The sequence below is a fragment of the Streptomyces sp. TS71-3 genome (genome assembly GCF_018327685.1).
Lineage (GTDB): Bacteria > Actinomycetota > Actinomycetes > Streptomycetales > Streptomycetaceae > Streptomyces.
Genome location: NZ_BNEL01000001.1, coordinates 2,292,911 through 2,311,440, shown reverse-complemented (window position 1 = coordinate 2,311,440; position 18,530 = coordinate 2,292,911). Strand labels below are relative to the sequence as shown.

Below are 18,530 nucleotides of genomic sequence, written 5' to 3'. Positions count from 1 at the left end.
GCCGCACGGCGGATCCGTACGGCTCCTCTTACGGGTGCTCCTGCTTTCAGGGGCTGTCGTCGACGGCCCGGCGCAGCGCACCGGTGTCGAGCTGCCCCCGGGCACGGAATGCCCGGGTGAACGCCCGACGGCGCTCTGCCAGGTTCAGACAGACCAGGACGGGGTGCACATATGCACCCCGGCCGGGCAGCGTACCGCGAAGATCGGGGACGCACGCGTCCTCCACCCTCACGATCCGCAACAGATCATGCTTGGCCGCCCGCTCCCGGCAGCCCACACAGGTGCGCTCAGGGCATACACGGACATGCGTCCGGCCAGACACCGTTAAGTCTACCTCCCCACGCCGACCTCACCCGATCGGGGCAGCATTCGAACACCAGTCGTCCTGATCACCGCGGAACAATGTCCCGATCCGGACGGTGACCGTCCCACTACCCGACAGTACCCCGCAGGGCACAGGTCAGGCGTGGTCCCGGGGTCCTCTGGGGTCCCGGACACGTGGGGGTGCCCCCAGGGGGCACTCCAGGGGCACTCCAACGCTTTCGAGGCAGTAGGGGCCTTTCAGGCAGCCTCTCGGGGTACCTCCCGGGGGCCTCCCGCGCCCTCAAGGCAGCGGGAACGCCTTCAGGCCGTGCGGGAGGGTCCGCCGGCCGGGCCCGACCGTTCCTGCTCCGCCGGGCCCGTCTGCTCGGTGTCCGGGCGGATGTCGATCCGCCAGCCGGTCAGGCGGGCGGCCAGGCGGGCGTTCTGGCCCTCCTTGCCGATCGCCAGGGACAACTGGTAGTCGGGGACGGTGACTCGGGCCGAGCGGGCCGCGAGGTCGACGACCTCGACCTTGGAGACCCGGGCCGGCGAGAGGGCGTTGGCGACCATCTCCGCCGGGTCCTCGGACCAGTCCACGATGTCGATCTTCTCGCCGTTCAGCTCGCCCATCACGTTGCGGACACGGCCGCCCATGGGCCCGATGCAGGCGCCCTTGGCGTTCAGCCCGGAGCGGACCGAGCGCACCGCGATCTTGGTGCGGTGGCCGGCCTCGCGGGCGATCGCGGCGATCTCGACGGAACCGTCGGCGATCTCCGGGACCTCCAGCGAGAACAGCTTCTTCACCAGGTTGGGGTGGGTGCGCGAGAGCGTCACGGAGGGGCCCCTGACGCCCTTGGCCACCCGGACCACGTACGAGCGCAGCCGCATGCCGTGCGGGTAGGTCTCGCCCGGCACCTGCTCCTGGACCGGCAGGATCGCCTCCAGCCTGCCGATGTCCACGAGGACGTTCTTCGGGTCGCGGCCCTGCTGGACCACGCCCATCACGATGTCGCCCTCGCGGCCCGCGTACTCGCCGAGGGTCGCGTCGTCCTCGGCGTCCCGCAGGCGTTGCAGGATGACCTGCTTGGCGGTGGTCGCGGCGATCCGGCCGAAACCGCTCGGGGTGTCGTCGAACTCGCGCGGCTCCTGGCCCTCCGCCAGGTCCTCGAGGTCCGCGATGTCCTCTGCGGTCTCCTGCGCCCAGACCGTCACATGGCCGCTGTTGCGGTCGAGTTCCACGCGCGCGCGGCGGTGGCTCCCCTCCGTGCGGTGGTAGGCGATGAGGAGGGCCGACTCGATCGCCTCGACCAGCAGGTCGAAGGAGATCTCCTTCTCCCTGACCAAGCCCCGAAGGGCACTCATGTCGATGTCCACGGCTACGCCTCCTCTGCGTTCTTCGTGTCGTCGGCGTCCGTGTCGCCGGTGCCGCCCGGGCCGCTCGGGGAGCCCCCGCTCCGGCGGTTGAACTCGATCTCCACGCGCGCCTTGGCGATGTCCCCGAAGGAGAGCCTGCGGGCGGTGGGCTTGCGGCCCTTCACGCCGGGCACCTCTACGTCGACGCCCTCGTCGTCGACCTTGGTGATCCTCGCGGTCAGCTCCCCCGTGCCGGCGCCGGACGCCGCCTCGGGCGTCAGATGGAACCTGACCAGCCGGTCCAGCGCGCGCACGTAGTGGCGGTGCTCGGTGAGGGGCCGGTCGGTGCCCGGGGACGTCACCTCAAGGACGTACTCGCTCTCGCCCATGGCGTCGGTGGCGTCGAGCTTCCCGGAGATCTCCCTGCTCAGCTCGGCGCAGGTGTCGAGCTCCACGCCGGAGTCGGAGTCCACCACGACACGGAGCACACGCCGCCTGCCGGCCGGGGTCACGGTGATCTCTTCGAGGTCCAGGTCCCTGGAGCCGATCAGCGGCTCCAGCAGTTCCCGCAGCCTCTCGCTCTGGGTGGTGCTCATCCGGGTGACTCCTCGGCCGCGTGTGCTGTTGTGGGAGAACGGTTGATAGGGGACATAGGGGCATGGGGGAATGAGTGGCGTCGAGTCAAAGCGTATCCGGTCCGTAGGGGTGGTGCCGTCCACCGGGTCCGGGGCGGCTTCTGGCCTGGTAAAGGCCCGCTGACGCGCGCGTGGGTGGGCTGGGAGCAGTGGGGGGATCCCGGCCCGGCTGGGGATGCGCCCCGTGGCGCGCCTGGGGGCGGGCGGAGCCGAGCCGATGAGGGGCGGGCGGGCGGTGCGCGGGTACGGTGATCGCATCCGCCCTCGCCTCGCCGCTCGTGCGAGACCCGACCCCCCCCCAGAGGACGTGTGCCGTGTCCCGCACCCCCCTGCCGCCCGCCGTCCTGGGCAGGCCGCACAGACGAACGTTCCTCCTCGGCGCCTCGGGCGCGGCCGCCGGCGCCGTGCTGACCGCCGGGTGCACCGACGACGGGCCGGAGCGCGCGGCCCGGGAGCGTTCGGCCACCGAGAAGGCGCGCGCCCGCGCGGCGCGCGAGAGTTCGGACCTCGTCGGACGGTACGACGCGGTGCTCGCGGCACATCCGTCCCTGAGCTCCCGGCTGACCCCGCTGCGCGCGGAGGCGGTACGGCACGTGGCCGCGTTCGGCGGGAGCCCCGCGCCGGCGCCGGGGTCCCGGGCGGGCCGCGGCGCCCATGCGGCGGCCTCCCCGGGCCCGTCCGGGGCGGCCCCGGGCCCCGGGACGGGCGCGGTGGCCGGTACGGCGCCCGCGGACGCACCGGCGGGCGAGAAGGACGCGCTGACAGGGCTCGCCACCACCGAACGGGCCCTCGCGGACCGGCGGATGGCGGCGCTGGGGGGCCTGCCCGGCGAGTTCGCGCGGCTGCTGGCCTCGGTGGCCGCCGCGGGGGCGGCGCACGCGTATCTGCTGACGGAGGGCGAGGGATGAGCCAGGGACTGCGGGATGCCGTGCGGAACACGGGCGGCGGTGGCGCTCAGGCGCGGGACGAGGGGGCGAAGGACGCCGAGGACCCGCCGGCGCGCTCCGGCGAGGTGGCGGCGGTGCAGGCCGCGCTGGCCGCGGAGCACGCCGCCGTGTACGGCTACGGGGTGGTGGGCGCGCGGATCGCCGCGGACCGCAAGGGCGACGCGCGCGCCGCGTTCGACGCCCACCGGGCGCGCCGTGACGACCTGGCACGGGCGGTGCGCGACCTGGGCGGCACGCCGCACGCCGCGGCGGCCGGGTACGCGCTGCCGTTCCAGGTGACCGACGCGGCGGCCGCCGTCCGGCTCGCCGCCCAGCTGGAGGACCGGGTCGCCGGGGCCTACGCCGACCTGGTGCGCGCCGGCAGCGGGACCCGCCGGCGCACGGCGGCGGACGCGCTCCGGGACGCCGCGGTGCGCGCGGCCAGGTGGCGTGGCTCCAGCGTGCCCTTCCCCGGGCTCGCCGAGCGTGCCGCGGAGGCCGGAGCACCGGCGGCGCAGGGCGCGCCGGCCGCTCGGCGCCCCTAGGGAGCGGCGTACGGAGAGGGACGGCTCGCACATGGCCTTCGAACCGCCGCAGCGACTGGTGCGCGCGCTCGACGAGGCGCGGCGGGACGGGACCGAGCCGGGCGCGGGCGCCCCGGCTGCCGACTGGCTCGCCGTGCTGCCGGACCTCGTCGCGTCCGCGGTGGCCCGGTGGGCACTGGCCGTGGAACGGGTGCACGCCCCCGGAGGCGGCAGCAGCCTGGTCCTCCTGGTGCTCCGCGCGGACGGTGGCCCCGCGGTGCTGAAGCTGGCACCGCCGCATGCGCGCCCGGACCGGGAGCGTGCTGCGCTGGCGCACTGGGCGGGGCGCGGCGCGGTCCGGTTGCTCGACGGCCTGGAAGACGACGGTGCGCTGCTGCTGGAACGGCTGCGGCCGGATGTCCCCGTGCGGTCGCTGCCGGAGGCCAGGTCGATGCTGGAGGCCGCGGGGACGCTGCGGCGGCTCTGGGTCGAGCCGCCCGGCGAGGGCGCGTTCGAGACGGTCGGCGCGCGGACGCGGCGGCAGGCGGAGGCGGTGCGGGAGGGCGCCGAGGCGTCCGGCGATCCCGAGGTGACCGCCCTCGCGGAGGCGGCGCTCAGGGCCCGGGACGAGTTGCTGGCGGCGCCGCCCGAGGCACGGCTGCTGCACGGCGCGTTCCGGCAGAGCAAGGTGCTCGCGGGCGAGCGGATGCCGTGGCTCGCCGTCGGACCCGATCCGGTGGTCGGCGAGTGCGCCTTCGATGTGGCGCGGCTGGTGCGGGACCGGGTGGAGGACGTGATCGCCTCGCCGTCCGGCCCCGCGATCACCCGGCGCCGGGTGAAGCGGCTCGCGGAGTCCCTGGAGGTGGAACGGGAGCGGTTGGGCGCGTGGACGCTCTTTCGCACCGTGGAGTCGGCGGTGCGGGCACTGCGCGTGGGGCGTGTCCAGGACGCGGAGCTGCTCTTCGAGTTCGCGACGTGGTTGTAGGCGGATGTTTGTGGGCGCCCCTTTCGCCTGGGCGGCGAGCCCCCTCGCCTGCGGCGGGCCTCCTCGCTGGGGTGACGGGCCCGTTGTCCGCCTCTCCGAGTCTGGGGCAGCCATCACCTGCGGTGGGATCGGCACCGCCGGTCAGCTTGTGTTTGGTTGCGCGCCGCGGCGGCGGATTTGGAGGGGCGGTACTTTGAGGCGCCCCTCCGCCCCTCTACCTCCGCCGTTCCCTGCGGCCTCGCCGCCACCGTTCCCCGCGGCCGAGCCGTCGTCAGGCAGGCGTCCGCCTCACACCGCCGTGAGCCGGCTGATCGCCTCGGCGACCGGCAGTTCCTCGCGCTCCCCCGTCCTGCGGTCCTTGACCTCGACCACGCCCTCCCCGGCCCGCCGGCCGGCGACCACGATGGTGGGTACGCCGATCAGCTCCGCGTCGGTGAACTTCACGCCGGGTGAGACGCCCGCGCGGTCGTCCACCAGGACGCGGACCCCGGCCTCGCCGAGCTGCTCCGCGAGGGAGAGCGCCAGCTCCGTCTGGAGGGCCTTGCCGGCGGCCACGACGTGCACGTCGGCGGGCGCCACCTCGCGGGGCCAGCACAGGCCCTGCTCGTCGGCCGTCTGCTCGGCCAGTGCCGCCACCGCCCGGGTGATCCCGAGGCCGTAGGAGCCCATGGTGACCCGCACGGGCTTGCCGTTCTGCCCGAGCACGTCGAGCTGGAAGGCGTCCGCGTACTTGCGGCCGAGCTGGAAGACGTGGCCGATCTCGATGGCGCGGTCCAGCTTCAGCCCTGTGCCGCAGGCCGGGCAGGGGTCGCCGGCCTCGACGACGACCACGTCCAGGTAGTCGTCGACCTCGAAGTCACGGCCGCAGACGACGTTCCTGACGTGGGTGTCGGGCTTGTTGGCACCGGTGATCCAGGACGTGCCGCGCGCGACCCGCGGGTCGGCGATGTAGCGGACCTTGTCCAGGCCCTGCGGGCCGACGTAGCCGCGCACCAGGTCGGGCCGGCCCTCGAAGTCCTCGGCGGTGACCAGGTCGACGACGGCGGGCGCCAGGTGCTCGCCGAGCTTGCCGAGGTCGACCTCGCGGTCGCCGGGCACGCCCACGGCGACGATCTCGCCGTCCACCTTGACCAGCAGGTTCTTCAGGGTGGCCGAGGCCGGCACGCCGAGGTGCGCGGCCAGCGTCTCGATGGTGGGGGTGTCGGGGGTGTCCAGGTCCTCCATGGCCGGGTGGCCGGCGGGGTCCGCGGCGGGCTCGGCCGGCTTGAACGTGACGGCCTCGGTGTTCGCCGCGTAGTCGCAGGACGGGCAGTCCACGAAGGTGTCCTCGCCGGCCGCGGCCGGGGCGAGGAACTCCTCGGACGCGGAGCCGCCCATCGCGCCGGAGACCGCGGAGACGATGCGGTAGTCGAAGCCGAGCCGGTCGAAGATCTTGCGGTACGCGGCGCGGTGCAGCGCGTACGACTCGGCGAGGCCCTCGTCGGTGGTGTCGAAGGAGTAGGAGTCCTTCATCAGGAACTCGCGGCCGCGCAGCACGCCGGAGCGGGGCCGGGCCTCGTCCCGGTACTTCGTCTGCACCTGGTAGATCATCACCGGCAGGTCCTTGTAGGACGTGCACTGGTCCTTGACGATCTGGGTGAAGATCTCCTCGTGGGTGGGCCCGAGGAGGTAGTCGCCGCCCCTGCGGTCCTTGAGGCGGAAGAGCAGGTCGCCGTACTCCTCCCAGCGGCCCGTGGCCTCGTAGGGCTCCTTGGGGAGCAGGGCCGGCAGCAGGACCTCCTGGGCGCCGATCGCGTCCATCTCCTCGCGGACGATCCGCGAGATGTTCTCCAGGACCGTCATGCCGAGCGGAAGCCAGGACCAGATGCCCGCCGAGGTGCGGCGGACGTAGCCGGCGCGGACCAGCAGCTTGTGGTTGAGCGTCTCGGCGTCCGCCGGGTCGTCGCGCAGTGTCTTGATCATCAACCGGGACATGCGCTGGACCTGGGCCATGGTGATCTCCTGCTACGAATGGGTGATGGGCGAGAGGTTAGCCGGGCGGCCTGGGGCAGCGGAAATCCATGGCGAAATCGCCCACCAGGGTCCCGGTCGGACGCCCGGCGGGCCTCCGCCGCCACCGGCCACCGCCACGGGCACCCGCCCGGCGCGGTACGCCGCACTCCCCCACCGGGCCCGTTACCGGCACAGCGGCAGGGGCGCGCCCATCACCGCGTACGGCCTCGGGGCACTGGGGAAGTGCACCCGCCGGGCCAGGTCGACGTAGCCGAGCGAGCGGTACAGCCCGCGGGCCGGGCTCTCGGTGTCGATGGCGGAGAGGATCGAGCGTGGCTGCTCGGCGCTGTCCGTGAGGGTGGTGATCAGGGCGCGGCCGATGCCGCGGTTCTGGTAGGCGGGCAGCACGTGCAGCTCGGTGATGACGAAGGAGTTGTCGAGCCAGCCGTCCTGGCCCTCGCTGCGCAGGTAGGGGGCGACGACGGTGGACCACCAGTGCGCGCGGTCGTTCGGCATGCCGTAGACGAAGCCCACCAGGCGGCCGTCGGTGCGGGTGGCGCCGAGGGAGCGGGCGCCGGGGTAGGTGATGTGCCGGAGCACGATCTGCCGGCGGACGCTGATCTCGTCGTCGCTGAGCCCGAAGGCGTGGGCCTGCACGGCGAGCGCGTCGTCGACGTGTGCGGCCAGGTCCAGCGGCGCGATCACCACATCGTCGTCGGGAGCGTGGGGGGAGCGGCCGGGGATGCGCAGCATGCCGGGGAGACTACCCCGCGGGCGGACCGGTCGCGGACGCGCACCCGGCCCCGGGCGCTCCGGTCACCGGCCTGGTGGGGTGCGGTGTGCCGTGCCCGGGAGCGCGGGCGGGCGGGGACTGGTCCACGCGGGTCGTCCGCGCTCCTCGCGGGGTGCCCTCACAGGCCCGGCGCCCGGTCGCATAACCGGTTCTGCTGAGTCAGAACAGCACGCTCATGAACGCGCCGACCTCCTGGAAGCCGACGCGCCGGTACGCGGCGCGCGCCGCGTGGTTGAAGTCGTTGACGTAGAGGCTGGCGACCGGGGCTATGTCCGCGAAGGCGTGCCGCAGCACCGCCGCCATGCCGGGCGCCGCGAGGCCCTGGCCGCGGTACTCGGGGGCGACCCAGACGCCCTGGATCTGGCAGGCCTGGGGGGTGGCGGCGCCGATCTCCGCCTTGAAGACGACCCCGCCGTCCTGGTCGAGGCGGGCGAAGGAGCGCCCGGAGCCGACGAGTTCGGCGACCCGGGCCTGGTAGAGCAGGCCGCCGTCGCCGGCGAGCGGCGAGACGCCGACCTCCTCGGTGAACATCGCCACGCAGGCCGGCATGATCGTCTCCAGCTCGTCCTTGCGGATCCTGCGGACGTAGGGGTCCGGGGCGACGTCGGCGGGCAGCCGGTCGGTGACCATCAGGGGCTGGTGGGGGCGGACCTCGCGGGCCGGGCCCCAGTAGGGTTCGAGCAGCCGCCACAGCTCGGCCGTGGCCCCCGCGGGGCCCACGATGGACGAGCAGCGCCGCCCCGCCCTGCGGGCCCGCTCCGCGAACGCGCGCACGGCGGCGCGGGTGGCGCAGATGGGGACGAGGTTGGCCCCCGCGTAGCAGAGCGACTGGAGCATGCCGTCGGCATACCAGCCCCACATCTCGCCGCCGAGCCGCCACGGGTCGAGCCCGGCGACCTGCACGCGTGCGGTCACGAAGGCGTTGGCGACCGGCTCGCGGCCGAGTACCGCCAGCGCGGCGTCCAGGTCACTCGGTTCGAGGACCCGGGTGGTGGTCTGCGTCAACACGGATGGGCGGCCTCACCGGACGGGCTTCTGGGGTCCTGGCACTGTACCCGCAGGGCTGGAGCGGCGCGGGCCGGGACCGGCTCGCCGGTCCCGGTTCTCATTGTCCTCCGGCCCGGAGGGGTGGGTCCCGCCGTATCCGGTCATCCTGGCCGGTGGGGTTCCCCTCGGGTGCGTGAGGGAGCCCGCCCCTGGGCTCCCCACCTGGCGGTGCGCGGGCCCGTGGTAACCGTCCGCGCAGTTCCCCGCGCCCCCTTTCGAGGCCCCCGGCTCGCGCCCGCGCGGCGGAGCCGCACATCGACACGGCCCCGCGCCCCTTCAGGGCACCGGGGTGCCCCTTGCAGCCAACAGCGCCCGTCAGGGGCGCGCCCCCTTCGAGGCGCGCCCAGAAGAGGGCGCCGGGGAGCGGACCCGGGCCGCCCCGGCCTACCTCTCCTCCCGGACCCGGGTCACCAGCTGGGTCGGATTGACGAAGCGGAGCGCGATCACCAGCAGCACCAGCATCGACGCCGTGTACATCACGGCCATGGCGTCGATGGACTGCTGGGTGCGGATGCCCGCGGAGAAGACCGCGTAGTAGAGCGCCACCACCAGCGTCTGGCTGTCCGGCCCCGCGGTGAGGAAGGTCAGCTCGAACATGCCGACCGTGCGCACGAGCACCAGGACCGACGCGGCGAGGATGCCCGGCACCAGCAGCGGCGCCAGCACCCGTACCAGCACCGACCAGGTGCGCGCCCCGCACATCCGGGCCGCCGCCTCGATGCGCGGGTCGATCTGCTCGATGAACGGGGTCATGGTGAGCACCACGAACGGCACGGACGGCACCAGGTTCGCCAGCACCACCCCGGTGAGCGTGCCCGCCAGGTGGAACTTGTACAGGACGGTCGCCAGCGGGATGCCGTAGGTCAGCGGGGGCACCAGGATCGGCAGCAGGAAGAGCAGCATGACGGCCTTCTTGCCGGGGAAGTCCCGCCGGGCGAGCGCGTACGCGGACGTCACCCCGAGCACCACGGAGACGGCGACCACGAGGACGGCCACCAGGGCGGTCGTCCAGAAGACCTGCCCGAGCGAGAACTCCTGCCAGGCCGACCCGTACCACTTGGTGGTCCAGCCGTCCGGCAGCCAGCTCGTGAACCAGCGGGTGCCGAGCGAGTCGGCGAGCGGGACGCCGATGATCCCGGCGAGGTTGACGAAGAAGAACCCGAAGACCACGATCGCGACCCAGTTCCCCGGGCGCTGGTACCAGCGCTTGCCCGGTTCCGCGGGGGGACCCGCGGCCGGGGCGCCGTCCGGCTTCCGCACGACGTCCGTCATCAGCCCTTTCCTCCTGTCGCACCCCGGTACAGCAGCGAACGCCAGGCGAGCACGACGACCACGACGACGAGCATCACGGCCGCCATGATCATGGCGATCGCGGAGCCCATCGAGTAGTCGAAGCTCTGGAAGGCGGCCTGGTACGCCTCGATGGAGATCACATGGGTGCTGCCGCGCGGGTCGCCGACGAGTTGCGCGGACGGGAAGACCGCGAACGCGAGCACGAACGACAGGCTGAAGGTGATCGCCAGGCCGGGTGCGAGCAGCGGCAGCAGGATGTACCGGAAGCGGTCCCACCGGGCCGCGCCGAGGGTGGCGGCGGCCTGCTCCAGGCTGGGGTCGATCCCGGTGAGGTACGAGAGCGTGAGCAGGTACGAGAAGGGGAAGCCGGTGATCACGAGCGAGGCCAGCACGCCCCAGTAGTTGTGCACCAGGCTCAGCGGCTTGTCGATCAGCCCGATGCCGATCAGGGCCTTGTTGAACCAGCCGTTGGGACCGAGGTAGCCGAGCAGCCCCTCGGCGGTGAGCACCGTGCCGAGGGTGATCGGCATGACCAGCAGGGTGGTGATCAGCCGCCGGCCGCGGAACGGCGCGCGGGTGCGGAAGGCGACCGGTACGGCCGCCAGGCAGTTGACGAGCGCGGCGGGCACGGCGAGCCCGAGCGTGGTCCAGATCGTGCCCCGCAGGTACGGGTCGCTGAAGAAGCGGTGGTAGTTCGCGAGGGCTCCGCCCCCCTTCTGCGGCTGGAAGGAGAGCCCGATGCCGTAGAGGAACGGGTAGCAGAAGAGCAGCACGAGGAAGAGCACGCCGGGCACGACCAGCAGCAGGGTGCGGTCGACGCCGCGCTCGGCGAGGCGGTGGCGCAGCGCCGGGCGCCCCCCGGGGCCCGCCCCGCCGGATGCGGGGTCGGGCGCCGGGGAAACGCTCCCATGACCTGTGCGCGCGGTGGGCGGCCGGCCCGGGTCGGCCTCCGGGGCGCTCACGTGCCCACCGCCGGGGCCGGCGCGGGCGCGGCCGGGGCGTCCGGGGCGTCGTCCGGTGCGAAGACCAGGACGCGCTCGGGCGGTGCCACCAGGCGCACCTCGTCGTCGGGGGCGAGCCTGGTGCGGGTGCGGAAGTGCACCGGCTGGCCGTCGGCGAGGCGGGCCTGCACGGCCAGCTCGCGGCCGTGGTACTCCACGACCTCGGCGGTCGCCGGCAGCCCGCCGCCCGCGGCGTCCTGGGTGACGTCCAGGTCCTCGGGCCGGATGGCGACCGCCGCGCGGGCGCCAGAGGTCAGCCCGTCGCGGTCCTGCCCGGCCAGCCGGGCGCCCGCCACCTCGATGACCGGCTCCGCTCCGCCGGTGACGACGGTCGCGTCGAGCATGGTGCGGTAGCCCATGAAGGACGCGACGTAGCGGTTGGCCGGGGTGGCGTAGACCTCCTCGGGGGTGCCGATCTGCTGGGTGCGGCCGTCCCGCAGGACGACCAGGCGGTCGGCGAGGGACAGGGCCTCTTCCTGGTCGTGGGTGACGTAGACGGTGGTCAGGCCGAGCCGCTGGTGGAGGCGGCGGATCTCGGCGCGCATCTCCAGGCGGAGCGCCGCGTCGAGGTTGGACAGCGGCTCGTCCATCAGGACGAGGCGGGGTTCGAGGACGATGGCGCGGGCGATGGCGACGCGCTGCTGCTGGCCGCCGGAGAGCTGTCCCGGCCGCTTGTGGGCCTGGTCCGTGAGGTGCACCAGTTCCAGCGCCTCGGCCACCCGGCGAGCGGCGTCCGCCTTCGGCACCTTGGCCATCTTCAGGCCGAAGGCGACGTTGCCCTGCACGGTCATGTGCGGGAAGAGGGCGTAGTTCTGGAAGACCATGCCGAAGCCGCGCCGCTCGGGCGCGAGACGGTCGATACGGCGGCCGTCGAGCTGGATCGCGCCGCCGGTGAGCGGCAGCAGGCCCGCGAGGCAGTTCAGCGCCGTGGACTTGCCGCACCCGGAGGGCCCGAGCAGCGCGATGAACTCGCCGCCCGAGATCTCCAGGTCGAGGCCGGCCAGCGCCTGGTGCCGGCCGAAGCTGCGCGAGACGCCTTCCAGCCGGAGGGTGGTGAAGTGGGTCATCGCCGCCTCACCCGGGGCGCGGTCGCCGGCTGCCGGTGGATGTGGTGGGTCACTTGCCGGCCACCTGACGGTTCCACAGGTCGAACGCGGTGACCTGGGCGTCCGCGGGCAGGGAGGGCTTCTTGGGGAACTGGTCGATCCACTGGTCGAACTCGGGCACCCCGTACTCCTTGACGACCTGCTGGGACTTGGCCGGCGCCATGGACAGCGGCACGTCCTTGACGGCGGGGCCGGGGTAGAAGTAGCCGTCGTCGTAGGCCTTGGCCTGCTGCTTCGGCGTCAGGATCCACTTGATGAGGTTGAGGTCGGCGGACATGGTGTCGGCGTCGACGCCCTTGGGGACGACCGCGTACTGGGCGTCCGTCACCCACGTCATGTTGTCGAAGTGGGCCGCCTTGATCTTCTTCGGGACGGTGCCGAGCGCCCGGGGGTTGATGTACCAGCCGGTGGTGCTGGTGGTCATGTCGATCTGGCCGTTGGCCAGGTTCTTCATGGTCTCGGCGGTGCCGGAGGCGTACACGGCGGCGTACTTGTCCAGTTCCTTGAGGTAGGCCCAGGTCTTGTCCCAGCCGTGCTCGGGGTCGCTCGGGTCCTTGTCGCCGAGGAGGTACGGCAGGCCCATCAGCCAGGTGCGGCCGGGGCCCGAGTTGGCCGGATCGGCGTACTGGAAGCGCTTGGGGTGGGCCTTGGCCCAGGCCAGCAGCTCCTGCGGGGTCTTGGGCGGGGTCTTGACGGCGTCGGGGTTGTACTCGACGAGCGGGCCCGACGGATAGTAGACGATGGCGGTGCCCTTGCCCTGGGCGAGCCCCGCCATATCGGCGGCGGGCGGCAGGTAGTCGGGGTTGCCGATGGCCTGCTGGTGGCTGCTCATGTCGGACCACAGGCCCTGGGAGATGCCCGCGGCGAGGCCGTCGGTGCCGGTGAGGACCAGGTCGATCTGGACGCGGTCGGCCTGCTGCTGCGCCTTGATCTTGCCGGCGAGGTCCGGCGCGGGGGCCTTGGAGTAGGTGATCTTGCCAACGATCTCCGGGTGCTGCTTGCGGAAGTCGTCGATCATGGCCTGGGTGAGCTGGAGGTTTCCGGCGACGTCCAGGATCTCCAGGTCCACGGGCTTGCTCGGTTTGGCGGGGACCTTCTGGGACTTGCCCTGGTCGTCCGCGGTGCCGGAGTCGGGCGCCCCGCAGCCGAAGGCCGCGGCGGCGAGCAGCAGGCCGGTGATCAGCATGCGCTGAGGGCGGTGGCGGGTGGGACGGGCATGGTGCTGCGTACCGATGGTCAAAGCGACTCCCTGCGCGGCACCTGGCGGTGCACATAGCGCTTCTCGGGCGACGAGCCGCACGGATCGCCCCTACCCGTACGCCTCTTGACGCCGCAAAAGATCCCTCTCTCCACTTGGACATGTCAAGACGGCGCGGGCACCTCAGGTGCCGTTCAGCCGCTGCCCGGGGTGCCGCGGGCGCGTGGGGCAGTTGTCGGGGGTGCGCTGTTGCCCGTGCAGGGGCGGGGTGCGGCTCGCCCGCACCGAGCCCGCCCGCAGGCGGGGCCGGCCCGTACACCGGCGGCGCTCGCAGGGGAACGATCTCGATCCGGCACCGGTGGGCGGCCGCGTGCCGCCGTCACGAAGTCGGACCGCCGTACGGGAAAGCACGTTCTCGGTAGTCTGGGGCGATGGGGGAGGAACCGACATCCGACGCTGCCCTGGGCCCGGCCTCGGCCATCCGACGGAGAATCGCCCTGTTCGAGGCGGAGGGGGACCCTCGGCACCTGACCGCTCGTCAGGCTGACGCCGAGCACGCCGCGGCCTTGACCGCGGCGGTCCGGGTGGGCCGAGCGGGCGAGCCCGAATACGACGTGGCCACGCTGGCGGAGCTGGCCCGGTTCCGCGTCCTGCGTGGCATGGTGTCCGGCACCGCCGTCGGAAAGGTCGAAGTCGACGAGGCCATCGGCTTCTTCCTCGGGCTGCGGCAGACGTTCCCGGACCTGGTTCCCGCCGAGGTGGCGGACGTCGTCGGGACCCTCTCGACGAACGCGGGCCACCGCCTGCGCTGGGTGGTCGACTGCGCCGGAAGGCTGCTGGCCCTCTTCGACGGCACCGACCCCGGCCCCGTCGACCGGGCCATCGAGCGCGTGCTGTGGGGCCTCCGGACAGCGCCGCCGGATCCCGCGGGCAGGATTCCCGCCCTCTCGCGTCTGGGGGAGGCCTACCACCAACGCCACGAGGCCACCGGGGACGTGGCGGACGAGCGGAAGGCGGTGTCGGCCCGCCGGGAAGCCGTCCGTCTCTCACCGCCGGGCCGGGACCGGGCACGCAGGCTGTCGCTGCTGGCCGAGGCCCTGCTGGCCGTGTACGACCAGACCGGAGACAGGGCATGCCTCGAAGAGGCCGTCCGGGGCCTGGAAGAGTCGATCGCCAGCACGCCGCCCGGCGACCAGTTCCTCTGGCTGAGGCACCACCGGCTGGGGCGGGCGTACCGGCACCTGGCCGGGATCACGGGCTCGCCGGCCGACTTCGACGCGGCCGTGCGGTGGAGCCGGCTCGCCCGCGACACGATCCACGGCTCCGACGCGGAGTACGCGTCCGCCCTGACGACGCTCGACAGGAGCCTTCGGGCCCGGTACGCGAAGACTCGGGATCGGGCCGACCTGGACGAGGGCGTGGCGTCGTGGCGGACGGCGCTCGCCCGCATGCCGAGGGACGATGCCCGGAGGGTGGACTTCCTGGTCGACCTGGGCAACGCCCTGTACCACCGGTTCGACAACGAGGGTGATCCGGCCGATCTCGAAGAGAGCGTCCAGGCGTGCGAGGACGCGGTCGCCGGGGCGACCGAGGGCAGCCCCTCGCGGGTCCGGGCCCTGTCCGATCTCTGCTATCGACTGCGCCTCAGGTTCGAACACGGTGGTGACCTCGCCGATCTGCGACGATCGGTTCGTGTGGGGCGTCCCGCGGTCGCGCTGACCTCGCCGGGCGACGGCGAGGACGGGATGCTCACCTACGGGAATCTCCTCCATGCCGACCTCGCGCTGTACGACAAGACGCGCGACCTGCCCTGCCTGGACGAGGCGATCGGCCTCTGGGCGGCCATCCTGGCGGCAACGCCGCCCGACCACCCGGAGCGGGACGCGCGACTCGCCGGCAGGCTCCACGCCCTCGCACTGCGCTTCGAGCACACCGGTGACCGGACCGACCTGGACCGGGTGTTCGAGGCCGCCCGCGAGTGCCTCGCCGTCGCGCGCCCTGACTTCGGACAGGCGGCCGAGACGCTGCTGCGGGTCGTCCACCGCCTCGATGTCCGGGCCGAGGAAGCCAACCGCCCGGCCCATGTCGGACTCGAAATCGACAACGCCCGGTTCTCGATGCGATCACGCAGCACAGCCGACCTCGCCGCCATGGACACCCTGGTCGACCTGGCCAGATCGACCGCACCGCGCACCGCGGCCGACGACAGGGACCGCGAGATACGCCAGGGCTTCCTCGCGATGGCGCTCACCACCCGCTACCGGGTGACCGGCTCGCCGGAGGACGGCGCCGAGTCCATCAGGGTGATGAGGGACGTCACCGCCGCCGCGGATCCGGACGATCCGCAGTTCGGCATCTACCTGTCGAACCTTGCGGACACCCTGCTCAGCAGGTTCCTCAGGGACGGTGACGCGACCGACCTCGATGCCGCGGTCGAGGCCCATGAGCGGGCCTTGCACACCGTGCTTCCGACCGCCACGGACCGCGCGGCGCATCTCCCCAAGCTGGCCTTCGCCCTCCGACTCCGCTACGACGAACGCCGGGACCCCGGCGACCTGGAGCGCGTCGTCGCGGTCATCCGGGACGCGGTGGCCGACGGGCTTCCCTCGCCTGACTGCCGGCCGGCGAGCCTGGCCGAACTGAGCAGGACCCTCGTCTGGCGCTTCCGTCACACCGGCGACAGGGCCGACCTGGACGCGGCGGTGACCGCCGGACGGGAGGCGGTGCGTTGCGACACCGCGAACGCATCCTCGTCCATCACTTCGCTCTCCCGCCTCGCGTCGGCACTGTTCACCCGCTACCAGCAGACCGGGAACGCCGCGGACCTCGACGAAGCAATCTCGACCCTGGAAACGGCGCTCGCGGCCATGCCCGACGGCGACACGCAACGCCCGTTCAGCCTCCAGGCCCACGCTGTCTACGTGCAGGCCCGGGCACTGCTGACCGGATCGTCGGCGGACTTCGACCGGTCCGTGGCCGAGATGCGCGAAGTGACGGGTGCGGGCTCTTCCGACGAACGGAGGCGCTGGCTGGACTTCTACAGCCTGGGCATGGCGCTGCGGGTCCGGCACACGCACCTGGGCGACGTCCTGGACATGCACGCGGCGGTCGAAGCCCACCGCACCGCCCTGCGGGGGGCGTCCAGGGATCCGCTGCAGCGGGCGACGGCCGCCGTCGGACTCGCGCACGTGCTCATGGAGGTCCACGAGTGGACCGGCGACCGCGCGGTCCTGGACGAAGCGATCACGTTGGCCTCCGAGGCGGAACACGAGTTTCCGGAGGACATCGCCAGCCAGCCGCTCTCGATCCTCTCCTGGCTCCTCATCACGCGGGTCGGCCTCCCCGGCGAACCCGACGCCACAGACGTCGCCGAGATGCTGCGGGTCAGCAAGCGGATGATCGACACGGCCCGCCCGGGCTCCGCCGACCACGGCATCTTCCTCCGGAACCGGGCTGTGGCGCTGACCACGGCGGCCCAGGTCGGGCGGGACACGACCCTGCTGGACCAGGCTGTCACCAGCGCCAGGCAGGCCGTGGAGGCCACCCAGCCGGGAGACGCCCGCCGCACCGAGTGGCTGTGGTCCCTGGGCCTGATCCTCCAGCAGCGCCACCAGGCCACCGGGGACGACGGGGATCAGGCGGCCGCCCTGGCGTGCTGGCGCGAGGCCGCCCGGGACCCCTACGGCGACCCGGACATGGTCACGCGGTGTGCGCTGCACGCCGGCCGGCTCGCGGCGCAGCGGGGCGACATCGACGGAGCGCTCGCCGACTACGGTCTCGCGGTCCGGAACCTGCCGACGGCGGCCTGGCACGGGATGCGGACCGAGGTACGCAGCGACACCCTCCGCAGATGGTCGGGGCTCGCCTCCGAAGCCGCCGGGGCCGCCATCGCCGCCGGACAGCCGGCCACCGCGGTCGAGATGCTCGAACAGAGCAGGTCGGTCCTCTGGACCCAGGCACTGCACCTCCGCAGCGACCTCGGCGATCTGGCCCGCTCCCACCCCGCTCTGGCCGAGCGGCTCACGGCGCTGCGGACCCGGCTCGACGCCTTCTCGCCCGTCAGCCGGCCCGAGGCGTCCTCGCCCCTCGGCGAGCCGCACCGCCTGGCAGCTCAGGCCGACGGGATCCAGGGGCCGGTGTTCCCCGCGGAAGCCGCCGAGCGCCGCCGGGAACTGGCCCGGGAATGGGACGAGACGGTCGAGCGGGTCCGCCGGATCGAAGGGTTCGAGCACTTCCTCGGGCCGACGCCGTACGCCGAGCTGAAGCACGCTGCCGCGGACGGTCCGGTGGTCATCGTGAACGCCAGCGTTCACGGGTGCCATGCGCTGATCGTCCGCGACGAGGAGCCCGAACCCGAGGTCGTGGAGCTCCCCGGGGTCTCCACGGGCAGCGTGTCCGGCAAGGCCAAGGACCTGTTGTCCGCCCTGCGGGTCCAGACCGGCTCCAGCGCGTCGTTCCTGGCCCGTGAGCGGGCCCGGCACGTCAACCACGACGTCCTCGGCTGGTTGTGGGACGACATCGTGGGACCGATCCTGGCACGGCTCGAACACGAAGGCCGGCAGCTCCGCGTCCAACCGGACGGTGCGCCACCGCGGTTGTGGTGGTGTCCGGTCGGACTGCTCGGCCTGCTGCCGCTGCACGCCGCGGGCCACCACCCCCGCCACGGTTCGGCGACCGGATCCGACGGCATGTGGACCGCCGACCTGGTGGTCTCCTCGTACACGCCGACGCTTGCCGCGCTGTCCCGCGGCCGGACCCGGCGCTCGGAGCCGACCATGCGACGGCACCTGGCAATCGCGCTGCAGGAGACCCCGGGACTGCCCGCTCTGCCGGCGGTCGCCGACGAGCTGGCCGGCCTGCGCCGGCACGCCGTGCACACGACCGAGGTGGTGAGCCTGGCCGGGTCGGCGGCGACCCGGCGGGCCGTCCTCGACGAGCTCCCGCGCTGCGACCGCGTCCACTTCGCCTGCCACGCGGCCCAGGACTTCGCCGATCCCGCGGCGAGCGCCTTCAGCCTCCACGACGGTCCACTGTCCATCGCGGACATCGCGTCGGTGGAACTCGGCGACGCCGAGCTGGCTTTCCTGTCGGCATGCCAGACCGCCACGGGCGTCCCCGACCTCGCGGACGAGGCGATCCACCTCGCGGCGGCCGTACAGCTGACCGGCTTCCGGCACATCGTCGCTACCAGCTGGTCCGTCGGCGACACTTCGGCCGCGGTCCTGTCGGACCACTTCTACCGGGAGTCGGCGTCGTCCGGCAGCGGCGTGGAGCCCGCCACGGCGCTCCACCGAGCCGTTCGCGCGCTGCGCGACAGCGACCCCACGGAACCCGTGAAGTGGGCGTCGTACGTCCATTTCGGATCCTGACCCCT

The 18,530-nt window shown here is 73.2% G+C and carries 14 protein-coding genes; 4 read left to right on the top strand and 10 right to left on the bottom strand.

Translation table 11 applies throughout. From position 1 onward, the window contains the following. Nucleotides 1–46: 46 nt before the first annotated feature. The 3 genes from Sm713_RS09470 to rimP all read right to left on the bottom strand — a co-directional run bounded on the left by Sm713_RS09470 (nucleotide 47) and on the right by rimP (nucleotide 2,252). Nucleotides 47–322, bottom strand: a complete 276-nt coding sequence (locus Sm713_RS09470) for a YlxR family protein (protein WP_212909197.1) — start codon at nucleotides 320–322, stop codon at nucleotides 47–49. 302 nt (nucleotides 323–624) lie between these two features. Then, nucleotides 625–1,677, bottom strand: a complete 1,053-nt coding sequence (gene nusA, locus Sm713_RS09465) for a transcription termination factor NusA (RefSeq protein WP_212909196.1) — start codon at nucleotides 1,675–1,677, stop codon at nucleotides 625–627. A gap of 2 nt (nucleotides 1,678–1,679) precedes the next feature. Then, nucleotides 1,680–2,252 carry a ribosome maturation factor RimP gene (rimP, locus tag Sm713_RS09460; RefSeq protein ID WP_212909195.1) on the bottom strand — a complete coding sequence of 191 codons (573 nt, stop codon included), beginning with the start codon at nucleotides 2,250–2,252 and terminating at the stop codon, nucleotides 1,680–1,682. 353 nt (nucleotides 2,253–2,605) lie between these two features. Between rimP and Sm713_RS09455 the strand changes: the two genes are divergently transcribed. The 3 genes from Sm713_RS09455 to Sm713_RS09445 are packed head-to-tail and all read left to right on the top strand — an operon-like array spanning nucleotide 2,606 to nucleotide 4,726. Further along, nucleotides 2,606–3,199: a hypothetical protein gene (locus Sm713_RS09455; protein ID WP_249416191.1), complete on the top strand. Its 594-nt coding sequence runs from the start codon at nucleotides 2,606–2,608 to the stop codon at nucleotides 3,197–3,199. Further along, complete coding sequence (locus tag Sm713_RS09450) at nucleotides 3,196–3,762, top strand: ferritin-like domain-containing protein (protein ID WP_212909194.1); 567 nt, start codon at nucleotides 3,196–3,198, stop codon at nucleotides 3,760–3,762. Before Sm713_RS09455 ends, Sm713_RS09450 begins: the two co-directional genes overlap by 4 nt. 31 nt (nucleotides 3,763–3,793) lie before the next feature. Beyond that, entirely contained in the window at nucleotides 3,794–4,726 is a 933-nt protein-coding gene (locus Sm713_RS09445; protein WP_212909193.1) for an aminoglycoside phosphotransferase family protein, read from the top strand. A 288-nt stretch (nucleotides 4,727–5,014) separates the two neighbouring features. Here the strand turns inward: Sm713_RS09445 and Sm713_RS09440 are convergent, their stop codons facing one another. The 7 genes from Sm713_RS09440 to Sm713_RS09410 all read right to left on the bottom strand — a co-directional run bounded on the left by Sm713_RS09440 (nucleotide 5,015) and on the right by Sm713_RS09410 (nucleotide 13,198). Next, nucleotides 5,015–6,718, bottom strand: a complete 1,704-nt coding sequence (locus Sm713_RS09440) for a proline--tRNA ligase (RefSeq protein WP_212909192.1) — start codon at nucleotides 6,716–6,718, stop codon at nucleotides 5,015–5,017. Nucleotides 6,719–6,901: 183 nt separating this feature from the next. Next, on the bottom strand, nucleotides 6,902–7,471 hold the full coding sequence (locus Sm713_RS09435) for a GNAT family N-acetyltransferase (protein WP_212909191.1): 570 nt from the start codon (nucleotides 7,469–7,471) through the stop codon (nucleotides 6,902–6,904). Between the two features lie 199 nt (nucleotides 7,472–7,670). After that, nucleotides 7,671–8,519 carry a GNAT family N-acetyltransferase gene (locus Sm713_RS09430; protein ID WP_212909190.1) on the bottom strand — a complete coding sequence of 283 codons (849 nt, stop codon included), beginning with the start codon at nucleotides 8,517–8,519 and terminating at the stop codon, nucleotides 7,671–7,673. A gap of 423 nt (nucleotides 8,520–8,942) precedes the next feature. Then, nucleotides 8,943–9,830, bottom strand: a complete 888-nt coding sequence (locus Sm713_RS09425) for an ABC transporter permease (protein ID WP_212909189.1) — start codon at nucleotides 9,828–9,830, stop codon at nucleotides 8,943–8,945. Continuing rightward, the gene (locus Sm713_RS09420) at nucleotides 9,830–10,813 is read right to left on the bottom strand and encodes an ABC transporter permease (RefSeq protein WP_249416190.1); all 984 of its coding nucleotides are present in this window, start codon (nucleotides 10,811–10,813) and stop codon (nucleotides 9,830–9,832) included. Before Sm713_RS09420 ends, Sm713_RS09425 begins: the two co-directional genes overlap by 1 nt. After that, on the bottom strand, nucleotides 10,810–11,919 hold the full coding sequence (locus Sm713_RS09415; protein WP_212909188.1) for an ABC transporter ATP-binding protein: 1,110 nt from the start codon (nucleotides 11,917–11,919) through the stop codon (nucleotides 10,810–10,812). Before Sm713_RS09415 ends, Sm713_RS09420 begins: the two co-directional genes overlap by 4 nt. A gap of 49 nt (nucleotides 11,920–11,968) precedes the next feature. Then, the gene (locus Sm713_RS09410) at nucleotides 11,969–13,198 is read right to left on the bottom strand and encodes an ABC transporter substrate-binding protein (protein ID WP_249416189.1); all 1,230 of its coding nucleotides are present in this window, start codon (nucleotides 13,196–13,198) and stop codon (nucleotides 11,969–11,971) included. A gap of 389 nt (nucleotides 13,199–13,587) precedes the next feature. Here Sm713_RS09410 and Sm713_RS09405 point away from each other — a divergent pair, with 389 nt between their 5' ends. Further along, nucleotides 13,588–18,525 carry a CHAT domain-containing protein gene (locus tag Sm713_RS09405; protein ID WP_212909187.1) on the top strand — a complete coding sequence of 1,646 codons (4,938 nt, stop codon included), beginning with the start codon at nucleotides 13,588–13,590 and terminating at the stop codon, nucleotides 18,523–18,525. The last annotated feature ends 5 nt before the right edge of the window (nucleotides 18,526–18,530 follow it).